The sequence below is a fragment of the Pseudomonas sp. OG7 genome (assembly GCF_014192825.1).
In the GTDB taxonomy this organism is placed as follows: Bacteria; Pseudomonadota; Gammaproteobacteria; order Pseudomonadales; family Pseudomonadaceae; genus Aquipseudomonas; species Aquipseudomonas monteilii.
This window is the reverse complement of sequence record NZ_JACHYK010000009.1, coordinates 128,609-146,744: the sequence shown is the minus strand read 5'-3', so window position 1 is coordinate 146,744 and position 18,136 is coordinate 128,609. Positions and strand designations below refer to the sequence as shown.

Genomic DNA, 18,136 nt, shown 5'->3' with positions numbered 1-18,136 from the left:
TTCAAGCGCTTGGCTTATTCCTGCTTGCGCGTCCAGCCCAGTAAAAACAGGCGTTTGCGCAAAGACCAGCGGCGCAGCAATCCGGCATGCCTTTCGCGCAAGGCGCTAATGCCACTTGTGCATAAACATTTCTTGTGGTTGCGACTAGAGCTGCATGCACGGTCTTTTGTAGGAGCGGCCTTGCGCCGCGAAAGGGCCGCAAGTCGGCCCCATCAATCTCACATTTTCAATGCGATTTATTCTTGGCAATCTCGATATCGTTCATCAGCGCCTTGGCCATATCGCACAAGTAATCAGCCGCCCCCAGCAATTTATGGTCATCCTCCATATCCCCCTCGCGCACCAGGTGCTTGATGTAGCCCATCAGGATCGAAACATGCTCATAGGCCGCATCGACCGGGATGCCGGGCTGTACGCGTAGCAGGTTGAGGGAGGGGTTACCGGCTGCGAGGAAGGTTTCCACGCCTGCAGTGGTGATTGGCTTTGGGCTGCTGGGATCAGTATCGATCGTTTTCAATTTTCAAACTCCCTAGTTCAGAGGAGTTGCCGTGTTCATTCTTTCTCACGGAACAAAGGCGGCAACCGTGCACGAGGTGAGAAACCGAGTGAACATAGGAAGCCCGGCCAGACCAAGGTCTGCCCGCGCACGGTCGCCATTACGCAGCCGATACGTTCAAAGTCGGGTTCTCACACCCGGTCGCCAGAGCGACCCGAAAACGGTATCCGTGAGCCACTTCCCCGACAACAGCGATACTTCGGCGGCGCGCGTAGGATACTTCCTAAGCAGCCAAACCCTGAAGCGCCTGGCCCCATGGTTCAGAATTACCTTACACAGATTGCAGCCGCTTACGCGGCCCTTGCGGGAACGGGCTCACCCGCGAAAAGGCCCTGACAGGCAACACAAGGCTAATACCCCGCCCTCGCAACCGTGTATGATCCCTCCCCCAAATCCTTAAAAAGTGACGTCGCGCGCTGCCCGCCAGCCCCGCGACCTTCTGGCGTTGCGCCAGAACCGACAGTGGACCAACGGACCTGACCATCGTGACCCAAGCCAAACCCCTCGCCTTGCTAACCCTCGCCCTGGCCCTGACCGGCTGCGCCAGCGGCAACGCGCCCCACGCCAACAGCAACCTGGGCTGGAACCACCCCGGCATGCAACTGGGCGGCGACAACGGCCTGCCCCTGCGCACCGAAAGCCCCTGCCGCAAGCGTGGCTGTGACAACGACAAGCTGTTCTTCAACCCGGGCAAAAGCGAGCCGAGCGTTACCACGATCCACCGCGGCTGGTAGGAAAATTCTCCTTTTGGGCCGGTGACTTAGGTCTTTTGCGAACATTCGCAACGAAGTGGTTTACAGGCGCCAAACGATCGTTATAATGACGCCCCATTGCCGGTATAGCTCAGATGGTAGAGCAACTGACTTGTAATCAGTAGGTCCCGGGTTCGATTCCTGGTGCCGGCACCATTCAAGGTTCCATAGAAAGCTTTCAAAATCTCTGGAACCCCCGAAAAACCCGCCTTCTGGCGGGTTTTTTCGTTTTGGCGTTCCGTCGGATTCCGAGGGTAGCCAGCGCTAATAAGGGTAGTTTTAAGGATAGAGGTCCGTTTCGATATCGGAGACTACCCTTATGGCCCGCACCACTGCCCCGCTTACCGACACCGCCTGTCGCACGGCAAAGCCCAGAGAGCGCGAGTACAAGCTCTTCGACGGCGACGGTCTTTACCTGCTTGTGCAACCCAACGGCCGCAAAGGCTGGCGGCTCAGGTACGTGAAACCCGATGGCCGCGAAGGCCTGACCGCCCTCGGCAGCTACCCGGTGGTCGGGCTGGGCGACGCACGCCGCAAGCGCTTCGAGATCAAGCAGCAGCTCGCCAACGGCATAGACCCCATCCAGTACAAGCAACAAACCAAGACCCAAGCCGTGATCAACGGCCGCACCTTCGAAAGCGTTGCGCTCGACTGGTATACGAGCATGGTGCCGAAGTGGGCGCCCGGCCACGCCAAGACTGTGCTCAGCCGGTTGAAGACTCACGTATTCCCTTTGCTCGGTGCCAGGGCAATCGTCGAGCTCGATACCCACGACCTCATGCAGCCTCTAGAAGCCGTGACGAAACGCGGCACCATCGACGTGGCGCTCAGGATCAAGAACTACCTGCAAAGCATCATGCGTGAAGCCAAACGGCTGCGACTGATCACGGCGAACCCGGCTCACGACCTCGATGGCTCGATCAAGACACCACGGGTCACTCACCGACCCGCATTACCCCTATCGCGACTCCCAGAGCTATTGGCATGCATTGAGGACTACAGAGGTCGCCCGCTCACGCGCCTCACGGTGATGCTGTCGTTGCATGTATTCGTACGCTCCAGCGAACTGCGCTTCGCCCGTTGGAATGAGTTCGACCTCAAGCGCGGAATCTGGGAGATCCCCGACACCCGCCCGGCGCTGGACGGAGTGCCCTTTTCCACAAGGGGTACGAAGATGGCCGGGGACATTCACGTTGTACCCTTATCGCTGCAAGCCGTGGCCTTGCTCGAGCAGATCCACGCGATCACCGGCAGATTCGAGCTGGTGTTCGCGGGGGATGCCAAGCCGTGGAAACCGATGTCCGAGAACACGGTGAATGCCGCGCTCAGGACGATGGGCTACGACACCAAGGTGGATATCTGCGGCCACGGGTTCCGAGCCATGGCGTGCAGTGCGCTGGTCGAGTCCGGGCTGTGGTCAGAGACGGCCATCGAGCGACAGATGAGCCACAAGGAACGCAACAACGTGCGCGCCGCCTATACCCACAAGGCCGAGTTCCTCGAAGAGCGCCGGATGATCATGACCTGGTGGAGCCGGTTTCTGGAGGCGAACCGCGAGGACCATGTGACGCCGCATGAGTTTGCCAAGCAAACGGGCGAGAACGTCACGCGGCTTTGCAGTGCCAAGAGGACCGAGTAACCCGCCGCACCACCGCATCAAACTCGCTGTGAAGTTACCCACAGCACCGCATGAAGCTCCTCCGCGCGGGTCCTTTCAAACGGGGCTGCAAAGCCGCCCCGTTTGAAAGGACCATACCTAATAAAAAAACTGCTGGCACAGCTTACGTCTGTGGAAAACCACCGATGTCCACCGGGGGATAGTTTTATCCACAGGCGCTAAATCCCTGATATCGCACGGCTTGACGAATATTGTCCACAAGCGTAGACCAGGAGTCGCATGAGCTGTCGATGACAGCACCCAGGTGACCCGAACCTTGAAGGTCACGCCGCTCCCGCGGTGGTTCACCCGCAAGTACGATTCGCGTCCGGCAGCTCGTACGGTCACTACCCATGTGATGGATGCCAACTCAATATCGTTGCCCCTGCGGCAACCACCCTACCCATCTGCTCAGCAGCAACCTATCCGCTTGGCCATTTCACGTGCGCCAACCTGCGCCCGTCTCTTTCTCCTGGAAAGAGACGGGCGCGTCTAACACTGCTGCAGCCCCCATCGCATTTGGCTTTGCGGCAACTTCACTCGTGACAATCGGCGTGACAAACGCCGATGTCACCAGCAACAGCGCTGTAGATGATGGTGCCGCAGACCAAGGAATGGACTGCACCTGACTGACAGTCAGGCATGCCCCGGTCATCGCATTGCTGCGCTCACCCGGCTCAGGATCTCACGGCACTGGTCTCGTCAGCCAATGCAGCCTCCACCCGCCCACCGGTAACGGTGCTCAGGAGGCCAGATCATGAGATGCCCTTGCTCCCGGTCGTAAGGAGCCGCCAGTCCCGCGTTAGAGGACATCCCCACAGGTCGCAGGGGCCTTGATCCCTGATAACACTCAGCATTCTTGGCGGGATGACGTGGGGACTACTCTAGAACTAGCTGCGAAAGGCTATTTCTAATAGCGTTGATTGTACGTCACGGTGAATTTGTGACGGGCAGCTGTGCCGTCCCGAGAACACTGCCCCGTACTGTTAATTTTCGTAATCGATTCAGTCGGACCCACTGCAGGCTGGAAAATGGATATCAGGCCCGGCCAAGCTGGCCGGCCAATGGTCAACCCTGATCCTGATACGAAGGCCCGCCAACCCAACATAGAAATCCTTATATTTCAATTAGTTAATTACATTATTGACTTTTTAGATGACACTCGACACCTTGAGTGCAAGAAAACTACTTTCATCCACAACCTCATAAAAACAGCACGCGAAGACACCACCATAGCTTTTAAGTCGATAGGCCGAGTTACCAATTAGTCATTACCGTCACAGGCTACCGCTACCATTGGCCTGTGTGCCGACTAAACAGGGGTTGTCAAAGCTAGCAGATTGAAGCAATATCAATGAATAAAGGCTGATAGCCACTACACTAAGTTTAGGGAAGACGCGATGCCAGGGAAAAAATATCGCCATCTGAATATTTTCTTGAAAAAACCCGAAGTCACCTACAATGGCTTTGCTGATCTTCTCGCTGCGGACAAAGACGTAGTGGGATATGAGACCGCCTCAAACCTTGATCTTAATGGCGTGTTATACGTAAAGCGTGCAACTGAAAAAAAGCCAAATTGGTCAGACATAGCTGACGAAATTGCTGGACAAACCGTTGCGGATATCGGCAACAAATCCAGTTCCGCGGTTCTATTCATAAGGGTTGATAATGATGTATTTGCAATAGCCTTCGGTTATGGCAGGCACTTAATAGATCTATCATTTTTTGTCCAAGATTTTGGGCTTAAAACAGCATTAAATACTCTTGATCATGAAAGCCTTCGAAGTGTTGATATACATACCCTTGACGATCAGCCTGTGCAGAAAAAGTCACAAGCCACGCGAGATTCTGAAATAAGTGTTTTTGGCATCGATATTTCTAAAGACATTTTGCGAGCGGTCACAGGCACTCCAAAAACCGGCGTCGAATTTAAGAATATATCGGGTGGTGACGCTATGTTTTCTTTCGGGATAGAAATGGAGATAGGCGATCTAACCGATATAGCCAGGACGCTGAAATCTCAATATCAAAAAAACGACTACAAAGCTAATTTTCTATGGGTTGACAACGTCAGAAAAGTCAAGGAAAAGTCTCAAATAGATCATTTTGATACTATTCTATTGGCAGCCATTAAAGCTCGCGACTCAAATTTAGTTTTAACTTTGCCTGAAATTGAAAAGTGGGATTCAATCGCGGGGTTCAGCTTTACACGCACAAAATCAAATCAAACGCCCACAATTTCCACCGACCTATACTTGGCTAATATCGACGCCTCTAAGGTCTCAATCGAATCAATTAAACGGGACCAGCTACACGTTTTTGACATACACGACAATGAGTTTAGCCACTCGATTTACAAATGCATATACTACGAAGTTTCTGAAGCAAACAAAACCACCATAATTTTTGGTGGAACGTGGTATGAAATTGACAACTCGTTCATGGGAAGAACGAATGCAAGCTTGACGCAGATCGCCGTTTCACCTCTTCGATTCCCGCAAATTCATACATGGGAAGAAAGCAATAAATCCAAAATCGAAGCAGAGGGCGACTATAACATCAGAGCGGCTCAAGCGCATAGCTATTACTTACTAGATAAAAGACTTATTAAAAGTAACAAATCAACAAGCTCCGTTGAGCTATGCGACCTGCTCACATCAGCAAAACAGTTTATCCATGTAAAGCATCGAAAAGGTGGTTCAGCCGGACTGAGTCATCTTTTTGCTCAAGGCAGTGTCGCTGCAGAAATATTGCTCGGAGACCGTGACTTTAGAAAATCAGCCAGAAAAGTTCTTGGCACGTTCGGTAATGCCGCTCGAGACCTCGTACCAATTGATAATTTTAAGAGCTCGGATTACGAGGTAGTATTTTTAATACTTGGAGATGAGCCAACCACGGTAAAAGATAACTTACCTTTTTTTAGCAAGGTAAATTTAGTGCGCGCCTACGACAATCTTTCCCAGCGCGGTTATACTGTATCCATTTCAGCCGCATCAAAAATAGAAAGACCTCAGGCCAACCCATGATTTATAAGTAGAGCCTTACACCTCATCAAGCCAGCGTGGCTGCCCGCGTAAACACTGTATACGGTTGCTTGCCTATGAGGGCTACGACGCTAATGATGAGGCGTGATAAGGGCTGAAAATAAATCGCAGGCAGGCAGGCCAGCAACCATACTAATAAGAGCAATTGATGCTGGCGCCCCTACACTATTACTTTGGAGGAAGTCTCCTTCGGCGATGGCTCAGCTTGAAGCCCTCAGGTAGTGGCTTGAATAAATCATCGCTTTGAGGCCATCTTTTTGCCCGGCTTTGGAACGCTCGAAGCGCGTCTATATCCAAAGTTGCCGCAATGATAAAATCATTATCGCCACCACGTACGCGAGCCAACTCTCGCATATGGGGCTCTTTAGAAGGCGCCCTCACCCGACTATCCCCATACTTCCTGTTGTTAGCCAAAATAGTATATGCATGGACATCTAGAGCAGCCGACTCTATAAGTGCCGAAAAAGTCTCAAGATCCTTATTCCAGCTCAACACCATAAGAGCATCAATCTTGCCTTGAAAGTCTACTCTCGCCTTACTATTTTGCAGCTCCGAACAAACCATAACCCCAAAACAAGCGCCATTGTGAATATAAACTGGCTTGCTCGAATTTTTTTTCAGTTTTCCGTAAGCCCAGTACTTACCATAAATTGCAGTAAGCTGCTGATCCTCACCTACGGCAGGTTGAAGCTTAGGCTGCCTAATTATAACGGAGGCAGGGAAGCCAAGGCGATTGTCAGCTAGGACAAGATATGCCTCACTAATCACTTTGTTCTTTGGATAATGCCGATACTCAGTACCAGCTACCAAACTAATTCCTACAGCGCTAAGTCTCCCTGCTATACTATCAACCCACCTCAACGGTACAGAAAGTTCTGGAAAAAGCACGTAGTCTGGCTTTGGGCTAAGCTGAATAGCTTGATTAACAAGTTCGGCAATTCTGCTGTATCTTTCCAACGAGAGATTTGGCTTATCACAAGCCGTAGCCGCCCAGGAACTATCATCTGTTTTAATATTAGTTAAAGCCACTACAACTTTTGACTTTCGCTTAGTCCCTATATGCAAATAATTTCCTACATCTGTTGCTTCGCTCTTCCCCTCCTGCTCTAACGCTAGCAATGTAGGCTGTATCCAAACTCCTCTTAGAGCCTGCACGTATTTCGCCCAAATAGCCGCCGGACTTTCTGTGAACACCTCACGACTATTCCCCGGGAGTCCTACACATTCAGGGGCAAGTTCTGCAATTTCAGCTGGCGTAAGTGGCCTTGTTGGAAATAGATAAGGCATTAAGCTCTCTTGTTTGCGTGCCGCCGCCGTTACCTTGTGGAGCCGAGATCGTCTGGTTGACTTCAAAAACAGCTTCAAAGCATCAACATCAATTAGTTCAGAACTTGCCAGTAAACTAGAAATGAATTTTTCATCATTCCCTGAATTCTCAACAACTAAATCTTGGACTGACCGAATATTTAGAATACGCTTATAAGGCTCTTTAGCGAGATCTGCCATAGCAATTAGAGGCGCCTTTTTATAAAAATCTTCTGAACCTATTCGAAAATCCAATATATCTCCGAAATCAGTCAACGCCTCAATAATCACTTGTAAAAACAATTCAGCTAAACGTGCCTCCTTCTTTGGACGATTTTGATTTAACAGCTTCTTGGGATCGTAGTAACGAGCAGCCGCGTCGACAAACATCCAAGCGAGCGTTCCTTTTACATAACGCCAAAGCTCATTACCTGCTTTTGCTTCAGTGCCATTTAAACCAATTAACTTACCCGGTTTAACATGTGCCGCCAACTGGTCAATCGCGGAAAATGCGCGTACTACAATCTGCTCTGCGTGCTCCCACTCATTCAAACTGATTGCAAAACCAAGGAGCCTAGGCAAGTAGACAAAGTGAGCAAAAATATTCTCAGGCCGTACAATATGGTTGTGTGCGAACTGATAAAATTCCTCACGCTGCTTCACCCACTCATTTGGAGGTAAATCTCTCGCCAGCGTCTCTACATGGCGCAATTGCAAAGACCAGCTCAGCCTCCGAATTGTCAGCCCATCTGCTCTTCGCAGAGTGTCTGCCTGATCACCTACACTCCCTGCCGCTGAAAGCACTCGAGCTGCTGTAGAATCCTCCAGCTGATCTGGAGAAGGCATCAAGCGATGCTCGCTAGACAGCTCGTAAATCTCTTTCTCTATGCTATCTAGCAAATCAAGTCCAGCTCGACCATGCAGGACAAATAGCTTCTGTTTCTCTGCCTGCAGCTTGATCTTAGTTTTCTTTTGCAACTCCTCCCCTTGCTGAATTTCCCACAATTTTTCGTCTTTATTTCGTTGCCTTCCCTCGTCGTCCGATTCTTGAAAAATGCAATCCTTACCTAATCGGCTCTGCAAAAAGAACATGAACTCTTTAGCACTGGTAATATTCCCTGTATCATGTAGCACGATAAACATATCATCTACATACCTACCATAATGGATAGGAGCAATTTCTTCTCTTATCAATCTATCCCAGTGGCTCAACAATACATTAGATATTATTCGAGTTGCCGTCAAACCAATCACCAGTCCACCTGGGATCTCAACAGCTTCTTTAACCAGTTTTTCGCTAAAATCCTGCGCACCCTTTGACCAGTTCGACAGAAACTGCGCCAACACCTTGGTAAACTGTTGTTCATCCCTTGAAAGTTCGATCCCTAATTTTTTCTGTAGCTCCGGAGCAGCAATTGCAAGTGGATCTACAAAATGATAGTAACTTTTCAGGTCCAAGGACACAGCAATCACATCTCGATCTTTCTCAAGCTCGTATCGAATTGCTCTCAAGCCATCATTACGCCATTTTTGGTAAGGTTGGAAGTATGGAGTAAATGAACCAACTGCTCGCACATGAAATGGTTTATGGGAATTTTTATCTAAACTTTCGTCATCCCTAACGCGTTTCAGACGGGCCCCATAGCAATCTTGACCTAGACAAGCATCAAACTTGTGGCCCACCATGTTTATCCAAAGTGCAGAGACCACATGCGCATCTACTGGAAAATCTCCAACGATCCGAAACTCCGGAATGACATCACTATTGCTTTTTATATGTTCAAACGCTCTCACTGGGCAAGAAAAATGAATATGCCCCTTAGAGCCATTTCGCTTAGGATCAATGCTAAGTTTTTTGGGGAGAATTCGATATTCACCTAGCATTCTATCGTCATCAAAAAAGCCAGACTTTGATCTCAATCTTTCCAACAATAAATTGAGATTACCAAGTAAGTCTTGCTCATACTCTGCAAATTTAATGGCAGCCGGAAATGTATTCTCAAAAAAACAGTCAGCCTTTGCTTTTCTATAGGCAACTAGTAAATCTTCAATCGTTAGCTTGCCCCAACCGTTAAAAACCGCCGTATACCCCATACGTTCTTCCTTGCAACAAGACTATTGTGATAGCTGTGAGTTTAATGCAGAGCATCCTCTCTAAACAAGCTCACAAGCTATCGCCTAATAGATCCCAAAATTAATAAGTAAAAAATCAGCAGCCATTCAGAGATGGCCAACTTATTTCGGCAATTCCGCATGGACAGTTGAAGCTGAGCCGCAGCAGCTAATAAATCTCACCCCCCCAACGCAGGCGAGACCTGCCCCCTTCGCGAGATTACTGATTCGTAAGGGTATTTTTAGCGATAGATTTTTGAATCGAACCTAATAATACTTATAAAAATCAATAAGTTGTCTCATGTTTCGATTCCTGGTGCCGCACCTTCCAGGTTCCATGTTAGCTTTCAAAAGCTAAGGAACCCCGCTCTACTCTCAAGCCCCCCGCAACCCCCGCCGCACCTCTTTATCGGCATACATCAACTGATCCGCCGCTTTGAGCGCTGCTTGCAGCGATGTCGCAGAAGGGTCGACACTCGTAATACCAATGCTCGCGCCGGAATAATCGAAACGGCATTCATCAAATTCGTAGCTACCAATCAGCAGCGGCGCCAGCCGTCGACGCATGGCTGAGACAGTTTGCGCCATCTCGCCTGGATGCACGGAAGCCGTCAACCCGATCACAACGAATTCGTCACCACCCCAGCGCCCAAGCTCATCCGTCGCCCGCAACCCGCCCTGAAGTCGTCGGCTGCCTTCGATCAGGAACTGGTCCCCCACCTCATGCCCGTAGGTGTCGTTGATCGCCTTGAATTCGTCGAGGTCGATAAATGCCACCAACACCCCCTGCCCCGTTCGTTTCGCCAGCGCGAAATACCGATGCAAGGCCGCCAGAATTGCACGCCGGTTCTTCAAGCCGGTCAGCGCGTCATAGTTTGCCGCATAGCGTTCTTCCTGGCGGCGCATCAACATCTGCGCGGTCACACGGCTGGAGAGCAAGATCAGAATTAACCCCAGCGCTGCCACAGATGCCGCGGTCCAGTAGTACTGCTGGCGCATCGGCTGAAGGTGGTCAAGCGTTGCCAACGTCAGCAACTGATAGTGCGCGTCGTTCAGGGGCTGGCGCCTCACCAGGTAAGGCTGCCCGTCAATGAGCCATTGATCGGCCTGAGCCGCTCCGGTCATTGGGCGGATATCCATAGGCTCGCCCGGCTCTTCGTCGCCATCCACAGCCTTGGGCATATCAGGCGGCAGCAGCGCCGCCACGTTGCGCAGCATGAACCGCTCGCTGGACGCGGTAGTCACACGCCCCTGGCGGTTTACAATCAAGGCTGTGTGACGCCCCGTGAGATAAAGGGCAATGTCCGGGGCATCGAACTTGACCGTGACAGAGCCAAGTGGCTTGCCATCGGCACCGTCAATGCGGCTGGCTACGAAATAGGAGGGTGTCTTGTTCAGGCGGGCGATGCCGAACATGGCACCACTGCCAGTGCGCAGTGCATCGATGAGGTAAGCCCTGCCCGTATAGATCTGGCCAACAATGCTGAACGACTCCGCCCAGTTACTGGCCGTCACCGTATCGTCTGAAAGGTTGTTCATGTAGATGCGGGCATAGTGGAGATCGCTGGACAATCGGTCCATGAAATCACCTACGCTTCGAACCAAAGGGTCACGGGTGAAATTCGAAGCGCGCTCTTCACGCGTGAGTGCCGCGAAACCGGGTGGATCATCGCGATACCGGGCAGCGAGCTGGATGACCTCGCTCTGGCGGGCCACCATATTGGCCACACTGGCCATCTCGGTGAACAGACGGTCTACGACACGCCCCGTTATCTGGGCTTCGTATTCGGCGCCTGCCGCCAGGTTTTTAAGCTCTTCTGCCGTAAGGTGCTGCGCTATCCACACGCCCAGGCTTGCCACAAATGCCAACCAGACGAGCACTACGCCCAGCGTCACCCGGCGCATGATGGAAGGGATGTCCCTGCGTTGCCGCCGCTGCGCCGACGCGTAGCTCACGCCGTGCCTGCCGGTTGAATGGTGCTCCAAGGCAACTCCTTTTGCGATACAGCAAGGTGCATCATCGACCCTGCGATACCCCCACCAAGGCGGGGCTCGCAAGATTGTAAAACATTCACCTCAGTGTATTGGCAGAACGTCTACTTACCAGCAGGGTGGCTAAAAGAGGTTGCCCGGATACAGGGCTTTGCCGGTGTTCGCGGGACAAGCCCGCCCACAGTGATCGCGCCAGCTTTCAGATTTTGTGCAAGACAGTTGCTCCCACAGGGATTGCGCATGCCTTGAGGTAAGCACTGACCCTGTGGAAGCGGGTTTACCCGCGAAGAAGCCGGCACAAGCAGCACAAGAAAGCTGCTCCCATGCATTCGGCTTGCCGGCGATGGACTGCGAAGCAGCCCTAGGCAGTATTGATCAGAACGCCGTACTAACGGTCAACGACAGGTTACGCGGGTCACCATAAATCGCCCCGGCATAGAACCCGTACTGGGTGTAGTAGTGCTTGTCGAACAGGTTGTTGGCGTTAACGCTGACGCTGGTGTCGTCGGTCAGCTGGTACTTGGCCATGGCATTCCAGATGGCATAACCGGACCAGTTCACGTCGGTAGCACCGTTGCTCACACCATTGGTGGGCTGGCCAGCCGGGCTGGAGATGGCGCGGATGTTGGTTTGCGCGGTCACACCGGCACCCAGGGTCAGGCGGTCGAGCGGGCCGCTGAGGCGGTAGGTGGTCGAGGCCTTGAACAGGTGCGATGGATCACTGCGACCGTCGCTGTCGACGCGGCGCAAGTGCAGGTAGGTGTAGCCGGCATACACGTTCCAGTTGGGGGTCAGGGCGCCCGCGACTTCCAGGTCGATACCGTCGGTTTCCTGGCCGGAACCGGCCTTGTAGGCGTTGCCACCGGTCGGGGTGGTCAGGTCGCCGTCCAGCACCGCCTTGTTTTCCTGCTTGGTGCGGAAGTACGCCGCCGAGGCGTTCAGGCGGCCGTCGAACCACTCGCCCTTGATACCGGTTTCGTAGCTTTGACCACGAATCGGCTCCACCTTGCTGCCGCTGCTGGTTTCAGACGTTTGCGGGGTGAAGATGTCGGTATAGCTGGCGTACAGCGAGTAGTTGTCGTTGAGGTCGTACACCGCACCCAGGTAGGGGGTGACGATGCCGTTTTCTTCCTGGCTGCTACGTGCACCGGCCACGCTGCGGGTGACAGAGGAGTAGTTGCTGGTGCGCACGCCGACGATCACCGACAGCGGGTCGGTGATGCTCAGGCGGGTGGCAGCGTACATGCCCTGCAAGCGCGTGGTGGTCTTGCTGTGGCGGCCAGTGCGTGAGGCGATGATGTCGTAGTCGTCATCCACGCCATTGCGCCAGTCGGTCAGCGGGAAGCCATTGTTGGCGCGGAACTGGCAGCCCAATGCAGGCGCGCTGGCCGTGCCGCCGCCAACCATGGTGCAGGTGTACTCCGGCGACCAGCCCACGGTGCGGGTGTCGTTGTAGCCGACCATGGCCTGATGGGTGCGGCCGAACAGCTGGAACGGGCCGGACAGGTCGATCTGGGCCGACTGCTGGGTGGTGTCGCTGGAGCTGTGCAGGCCGTTGAGCACGGCGCCGCTGCCGTCCTGGTCCCAGTAGCCGCCATAGGTGCCGCGTCCGGCCGAGTTGACCTTGGCCAGGCCACGGTGGTTCAGGGCTTCGGTAGTGGCCTGGGCGGCTTTCAGGTCCAGTGTCCAGTCGTTGTCGAAGCGGTGTTCCAGCGAACCGAACGCGGTGCGGGTGGTGTACTCGCCAAAGCTCCAGCTGGGTACCACGTTGGTGCTGCGTGGCAGGTCGGTCTTGCTGCCGTCGCGGTACCAGATCGGGATGTTTGCGCCCCAGCCGCCGCCTACCACCTTGTTGTACTCGTACTGGTAGCCGGCACCGAGGGTGGTGGCGTCGTCCAGGTCGAATTCGAAGTTGGCCAGTGCGGCGCGGGAACGCTCGGACTGGTTGTCGCGGAACGAGTTGGCGTCCTGCTGGGTCATCACGAAGCGCGAACGCAGGCGACCGTCTTCGGACAGCGGCAGGTTGAGGTCGGCGCCCAGGCGGCGTTTGTCCCAACTGCCGTAGGTGGCGTAGGCGCTGCCGCCGAAGGTTTTGGTGGGGGCCTTGCGGATCAGGTTGACGGTGGCCGAGGGGTCGCCGGTGCCGCCCAGCAGGCCGTTGGCGCCGCGCACGATGTCGATGCGCTCGTACAGGTCCATGTTCAGCGCGTTGCCGCTGCCGCTGAAGTCGGAGCCGCCCTGGGTCTGCAGGCCATCGACCTTCCAGTTGCTGATCGAGTAACCACGGGCACGGTAGTCGGTACGCCCACCCACTTCGGACTTGTTGGCCGTTACACCCGGCGTGGTTTCCAGCGCTTGCTCGATGGTGTGGATGTCGCGGTCATCCATCTGCTGGCGGGTGATGGTGGTGACCGACTGTGGCGTTTGTCGCGGCGTCAGCGCCAGGCCGGTGGAGCTGCGGGTGCTTTCGACCGTATAGCCCAGCTGGCCGGCATCGTCGGCGGGCAGTAGGGCGCTGTCTTCGATTTGTGTGGCGTCCAGCTCCAAGGGTTTACTGTCGGCCGCCATGGCACCACCGCTAATGGCGACGGCGACGAAGAAGGCCAGCGGCTTGATGCGGCTGCCGCTTCGGCTGATGGGGGTGAAAGCTTGCGGGATGCTCATGGGATTCATTTGGGAAGGCTTCGTATTTGCAGATGATTTTTTGTTAGGATTCTAGGGATCGGCCCTCCGGGCTCCAGACCCGACATGTACGGGGATGTAATTGAAGGTAACGAGCGCCACAGGCCCTCACCAAACAGGTGTTTTTCCGCATGAGCACGACCCTGCTGGTTGTCGACGATGACGACGAGATCCGCGAACTTCTTTGTGATTACCTGACCGATGCCGGCTACAACGTGCTGGCGGCTGTCGACGGCGAGCAAATGCGCGACCAGCTGGCCCGGCACAAAGTGGAGCTGGTGGTGCTCGACCTGATGCTGCCGGGCGAAGACGGCCTTAGCTTGTGCCGCCAGTTGCAAGCCACCCCGGGGCTGGCGGTGATCATGCTGTCGGCCAAGGGCAGCACCCTGGACCGCATCATCGGCCTGGAAGTAGGCGCCGACGACTACCTGGCCAAGCCTTTCGAGCCGCGTGAGCTGATCGCCCGGATCAAGGCCGTGCTGCGGCGCCCGCAACGGCTGGAGCCCTCTGTCGAAGCGCCTGCCGTGGTCGATGCCCAACTGTTCGCGGGCTTCCGGCTGGAACATGTGAAGCGCCTGCTCACCCGCCCCGACGGCGAAACCCTGACCCTGCCACGCTCCGACTACCGCGTGCTGCGCGAACTGCTGGAAGCCAACAACCGGGTGGTTTCGCGCGACCAGCTGACCCGCAGTGCGTTCGGCCGCGACCACCTGCCCGATGACCGCTCGGTGGACATGTGCGTCAGCCGCCTGCGCCAACACCTGCGCCGTGCACCGACAGGTGCCGCGCAAATACTCACCATCCGCAATGAAGGCTACCTGCTGAGTATCGCCAGTAACGTGGCGGATGCCTGACATGCGCTGGCTTCGCCGCCTGTGGCCACGTACCTTGTTTGGCCAACTGCTGCTGATCATGGTCAGCGGTACGTTGGTGATCCAGCTGATGTCGAGCAGTATCTGGTTCGATGTGCGTTTCGCCCAGGTACTCGAAGCCCCCATTCGGTTGATCGCCGCACGCAGTGCACCGCTCATTGCCCAGGCCGACTGCCCCGCTGGCACGTTGCAGGTCCCCCCCCACTACCACCTGCGTTGCAGCGAAACCTTGCCCACACCAGCGCATGACGAGCGCCGCGGGCGCAGGCGTGTGGAGCTGTTGCTGCATCAGGCCCTCAAATACGAACTGGGGCATGCTCAGGACGTGCGCCTGATGAAGGTGCAGCTTACCGATGAGCTGGGCCAGCCAATCGTCTGGCGCAGCCTGTTCGGGCTGCGCACGGCCCAGGCGCATATCCAGTTCGCGGTGCCGTTGGCAGACGGCCATTGGCTGACCATCGATGGCCAGGAACTGCAAGGCTGGAGCGGCGAGTCGGCCTGGGTGCTGATCAGCGATTACCTGTTGCGGGTGTATGCACTGCGCATCGTCGCGGTGTTGCTGGTGTGCCTGATAGCCGTACGCCTGTGCTTGCGCCCCTTGCGGCGCTTGGCCGATGCCGCACGTGGCCTGGGTAGCAACCTTGAGCAAGCGCCTTTGGCACTGGATGGCCCGGAGGAAGTGCGCCAGGCTGCACAGGCCTTCAATGCCATGCAGCAACGCCTGATTGCCATGGTCAACGACAAGGCCTATTTCCTGGCCGCCGTGTCTCACGACCTGCGTACCCCGCTGACCCGCATGCGCCTGCGCCTGGAGCGCCTGCCCGACGATGAGCACCGACAGCGTCTGCGGCAGAACATAACGCAGATGGACGACATGATCGGCCAGGTACTCGACTACCTGCGCGCAGGGGAGCAGTTGAACCTGCAGCAAGTGGACCTGGACCGGCTGGTGGCACGCCAGTGCGCCGAACTGGCTACCCCTGAAGAACCGCTACCGGTGCATGGCCAAGCGGGTCATTCACAACTCGATGCCCTGCTGCTGCAGCGCTGCCTGCAGAACTTGTTGGTGAATGCACTGCGATACGCCAAGGACGTTTCGGTCACACTGGAACGGGCTACCACGGGGGTGTTCATCCATATCGATGACCGTGGGCCAGGGATTGCGCCAGCGCTGCTAGCGACCATCACCGACCCGTTCGTGCGCGGTGAAGGGTCGCGTAACCAGGCATCCGGTGGGTATGGGTTGGGGTTGAGCATTGCCCAACGGATTGCCAACAGCCATGGGGGGGAGCTGATGCTGGCAAATCGTGAAGGCGGTGGGTTGCGGGTCAGCATACTGCTGCCCATCTAAAGGCAGACGCGGTCTTACAGGGGACCGCGAACGCTCTGGAATACGCAATCAGGTAACAGTCTTTTACCGATTACCCAGGTTTTCCCCTGCCCGCCTTTGCCTATCCTATGCCCGGTCATCCTGACTGCGATGGACCCATGAAACACTCTCTGCCCAGCCGCTACGCCTGCCTCGCCATCTGCCTGTTGTTCACCTTCGCCAGCCTGCCACTGCTGCCCCAGCATGCCTGGCTCTGGCCACTAACGCTGATCACCGCACTGCTCAGCCTGGTCGGGCTGAACGACCTGCGCCAGAGCCACCACGCCGTGCGCCGCAACTACCCGATTCTGGGCAACATCCGCTACCTGATCGAAACCATCCGCCCGGAAATCCGCCAGTACCTGATCGAGGGTGACGACGACAAACTGCCGTTCTCCCGCTCGCAGCGCTCGCTGGTGTACGCCCGCGCCAAGAACGAAAGCGCCGAGAAAGCCTTCGGCACGCTCAACGACGCCTACAAGCCCGGCTTCGAGTTCATCAGCCATTCCATGCTGCCAGTGGCTACGCCAGACCCGGCATCGTTCCGCATCGCCATTGGCGGGCCGCAATGCCGCCTGCCTTACTCGGCCTCGATCTTCAACATCTCGGCCATGAGCTTCGGCGCACTCAGCGCCAACGCCATCGCCGCCCTTAACCGGGGTGCGCGCATGGGCCGTTTTGCCCATGACACCGGCGAAGGCAGCATCAGCCCGTACCACCGCGAACATGGCGGTGATCTGATCTGGGAGATCGGCAGCGGCTACTTCGGTTGCCGCACCGAGGACGGCCGCTTCGACCCTCGACGCTTCGCCGAACAAGCCCGCTCGCCGCAAGTGAAGATGATCGAGATCAAGCTCAGCCAAGGTGCCAAACCAGGCCACGGCGGCATCTTGCCAGGGCACAAGGTCAGCCCCGAAATTGCCGAAACCCGTGGTGTGCGCGTAGGCGAGGACTGCATCTCGCCGGCAGCGCACAGCGCCTTCCGCACACCAGTGGAATTGCTGCAGTTCGTTGCCAGCCTGCGTGAGCTGTCGGGTGGCAAACCCGTTGGCTTCAAGTTTTGCCTGGGCCACCCGTGGGAATTCATGGGCATCGCCAAGGCCATGCTGGCCACCGGCATCACCCCGGACTTCATCGTCGTGGATGGCAAGGAAGGCGGTACCGGCGCGGCACCTCGCGAGTTCAGCGACAATATGGGCGTGCCCATGCGTGAAGGCCTGATGTTCGTGCACAACACCCTGGTCGGCCTGAACCTGCGCTCCAGCATTCGCATTGGTGCGGCGGGCAAGATCGTCAGTGCCTTCGACATCGCCAGCGTACTGGCCATCGGTGCGGACTGGGTCAATTCAGCACGTGGCTTCATGTTCGCCATTGGTTGCATCCAGTCGCAGAGCTGCCACACCAACAAATGCCCGACCGGCGTGGCCACGCAAGACCCGCTGCGCCAGCGCGCCCTGGTGGTGCCAGACAAGGCCGAACGGGTAGCCAGCTTCCACCGCAACACACTGCATGCACTGGCCGAAATGCTGGCTGCGGCAGGGCTGGAACACCCCTCGGAGCTCAAGCCCAAGCACCTGGCACGGCGCATCAGCTCCAGCGAAATCGGGCTTTTCTCGGACCTGCACACCTTCCTCAAGCCGGGCGAATTGCTCAGTGGCTCGATTGAAAGCGAGTTCTATGCGCGGATGTGGCAGATGGCACGCAGTGACAGTTTTGCACCAGAAAGTGCAGACGTGATGTCCGCAGTGGCAAAACCCGTGCGGCGGAAAGAAACAGCCCCGGCATAAGCCAGGGC

10 protein-coding genes and 1 tRNA gene are annotated in these 18,136 nt (G+C 55.6%); 7 read left to right on the top strand and 4 right to left on the bottom strand.

Annotated features, from left to right (window positions below; genetic code table 11):
- Positions 1–226: 226 nt before the first annotated feature.
- Positions 227–517, bottom strand: a complete 291-nt coding sequence (locus FHW75_RS21640) for a DUF3077 domain-containing protein (RefSeq protein WP_016714489.1) — start codon at positions 515–517, stop codon at positions 227–229.
- A 524-nt stretch (positions 518–1,041) separates the two neighbouring features.
- Here FHW75_RS21640 and FHW75_RS21635 point away from each other — a divergent pair.
- The 4 genes from FHW75_RS21635 (at position 1,042) to FHW75_RS21620 (ending at position 5,991) form a co-directional block, all read left to right on the top strand.
- Complete coding sequence (locus FHW75_RS21635; protein WP_027610143.1) at positions 1,042–1,290, top strand: hypothetical protein; 249 nt, start codon at positions 1,042–1,044, stop codon at positions 1,288–1,290.
- 98 nt (positions 1,291–1,388) lie between these two features.
- A tRNA-Thr gene (locus FHW75_RS21630) sits at positions 1,389–1,464 on the top strand.
- A gap of 163 nt (positions 1,465–1,627) precedes the next feature.
- On the top strand, positions 1,628–2,947 hold the full coding sequence (locus FHW75_RS21625) for an integrase arm-type DNA-binding domain-containing protein (protein WP_183674541.1): 1,320 nt from the start codon (positions 1,628–1,630) through the stop codon (positions 2,945–2,947).
- Between the two features lie 1,418 nt (positions 2,948–4,365).
- Positions 4,366–5,991 carry a TIGR04141 family sporadically distributed protein gene (locus FHW75_RS21620; protein ID WP_183674539.1) on the top strand — a complete coding sequence of 542 codons (1,626 nt, stop codon included), beginning with the start codon at positions 4,366–4,368 and terminating at the stop codon, positions 5,989–5,991.
- Positions 5,992–6,177: 186 nt separating this feature from the next.
- On the opposite strand, the gene FHW75_RS21615 is transcribed toward FHW75_RS21620, so the two are convergent.
- From FHW75_RS21615 to FHW75_RS21605, 3 genes are all read right to left on the bottom strand, one after another.
- Entirely contained in the window at positions 6,178–9,408 is a 3,231-nt protein-coding gene (locus FHW75_RS21615; protein WP_183674535.1) for an RNA-directed DNA polymerase, read from the bottom strand.
- 393 nt (positions 9,409–9,801) lie between these two features.
- Entirely contained in the window at positions 9,802–11,412 is a 1,611-nt protein-coding gene (locus tag FHW75_RS21610) for a sensor domain-containing diguanylate cyclase (RefSeq protein WP_183674532.1), read from the bottom strand.
- A 381-nt stretch (positions 11,413–11,793) separates the two neighbouring features.
- Positions 11,794–14,091: a TonB-dependent siderophore receptor gene (locus FHW75_RS21605; protein WP_183674529.1), complete on the bottom strand. Its 2,298-nt coding sequence runs from the start codon at positions 14,089–14,091 to the stop codon at positions 11,794–11,796.
- 140 nt (positions 14,092–14,231) lie between these two features.
- Between FHW75_RS21605 and FHW75_RS21600 the strand changes: the two genes are divergently transcribed.
- From FHW75_RS21600 to FHW75_RS21590, 3 genes are all read left to right on the top strand, one after another.
- Positions 14,232–14,954, top strand: a complete 723-nt coding sequence (locus FHW75_RS21600) for a response regulator (RefSeq protein ID WP_019096879.1) — start codon at positions 14,232–14,234, stop codon at positions 14,952–14,954.
- A gap of 1 nt (position 14,955) precedes the next feature.
- A complete protein-coding gene (locus FHW75_RS21595; RefSeq protein WP_183674526.1) occupies positions 14,956–16,323 on the top strand; it encodes an ATP-binding protein in 1,368 nt (455 codons plus the stop codon).
- 137 nt (positions 16,324–16,460) lie between these two features.
- Positions 16,461–18,128 (top strand): FMN-binding glutamate synthase family protein, encoded by a 1,668-nt coding sequence (locus tag FHW75_RS21590; RefSeq protein ID WP_016714483.1) that lies wholly within the window; start codon positions 16,461–16,463, stop codon positions 18,126–18,128.
- Positions 18,129–18,136: the final 8 nt, after the last annotated feature.

Excerpts from the sequence above, each read along its gene's own strand:
- FHW75_RS21625 (WP_183674541.1), top strand. The coding sequence starts at position 1,628 with ATGGCCCGCACCACTGCCCCGCTTACCGACACCGCCTGTCGCACGGCA.
- FHW75_RS21620 (WP_183674539.1), top strand. The coding sequence starts at position 4,366 with ATGCCAGGGAAAAAATATCGCCATCTGAATATTTTCTTGAAAAAACCC.
- FHW75_RS21615 (WP_183674535.1), bottom strand. The coding sequence starts at position 9,408 with ATGGGGTATACGGCGGTTTTTAACGGTTGGGGCAAGCTAACGATTGAA.
- FHW75_RS21605 (WP_183674529.1), bottom strand. The coding sequence starts at position 14,091 with ATGAATCCCATGAGCATCCCGCAAGCTTTCACCCCCATCAGCCGAAGC.
- FHW75_RS21600 (WP_019096879.1), top strand. The coding sequence starts at position 14,232 with ATGAGCACGACCCTGCTGGTTGTCGACGATGACGACGAGATCCGCGAA.
- FHW75_RS21595 (WP_183674526.1), top strand. The coding sequence starts at position 14,956 with ATGCGCTGGCTTCGCCGCCTGTGGCCACGTACCTTGTTTGGCCAACTG.
- FHW75_RS21590 (WP_016714483.1), top strand. The coding sequence starts at position 16,461 with ATGAAACACTCTCTGCCCAGCCGCTACGCCTGCCTCGCCATCTGCCTG.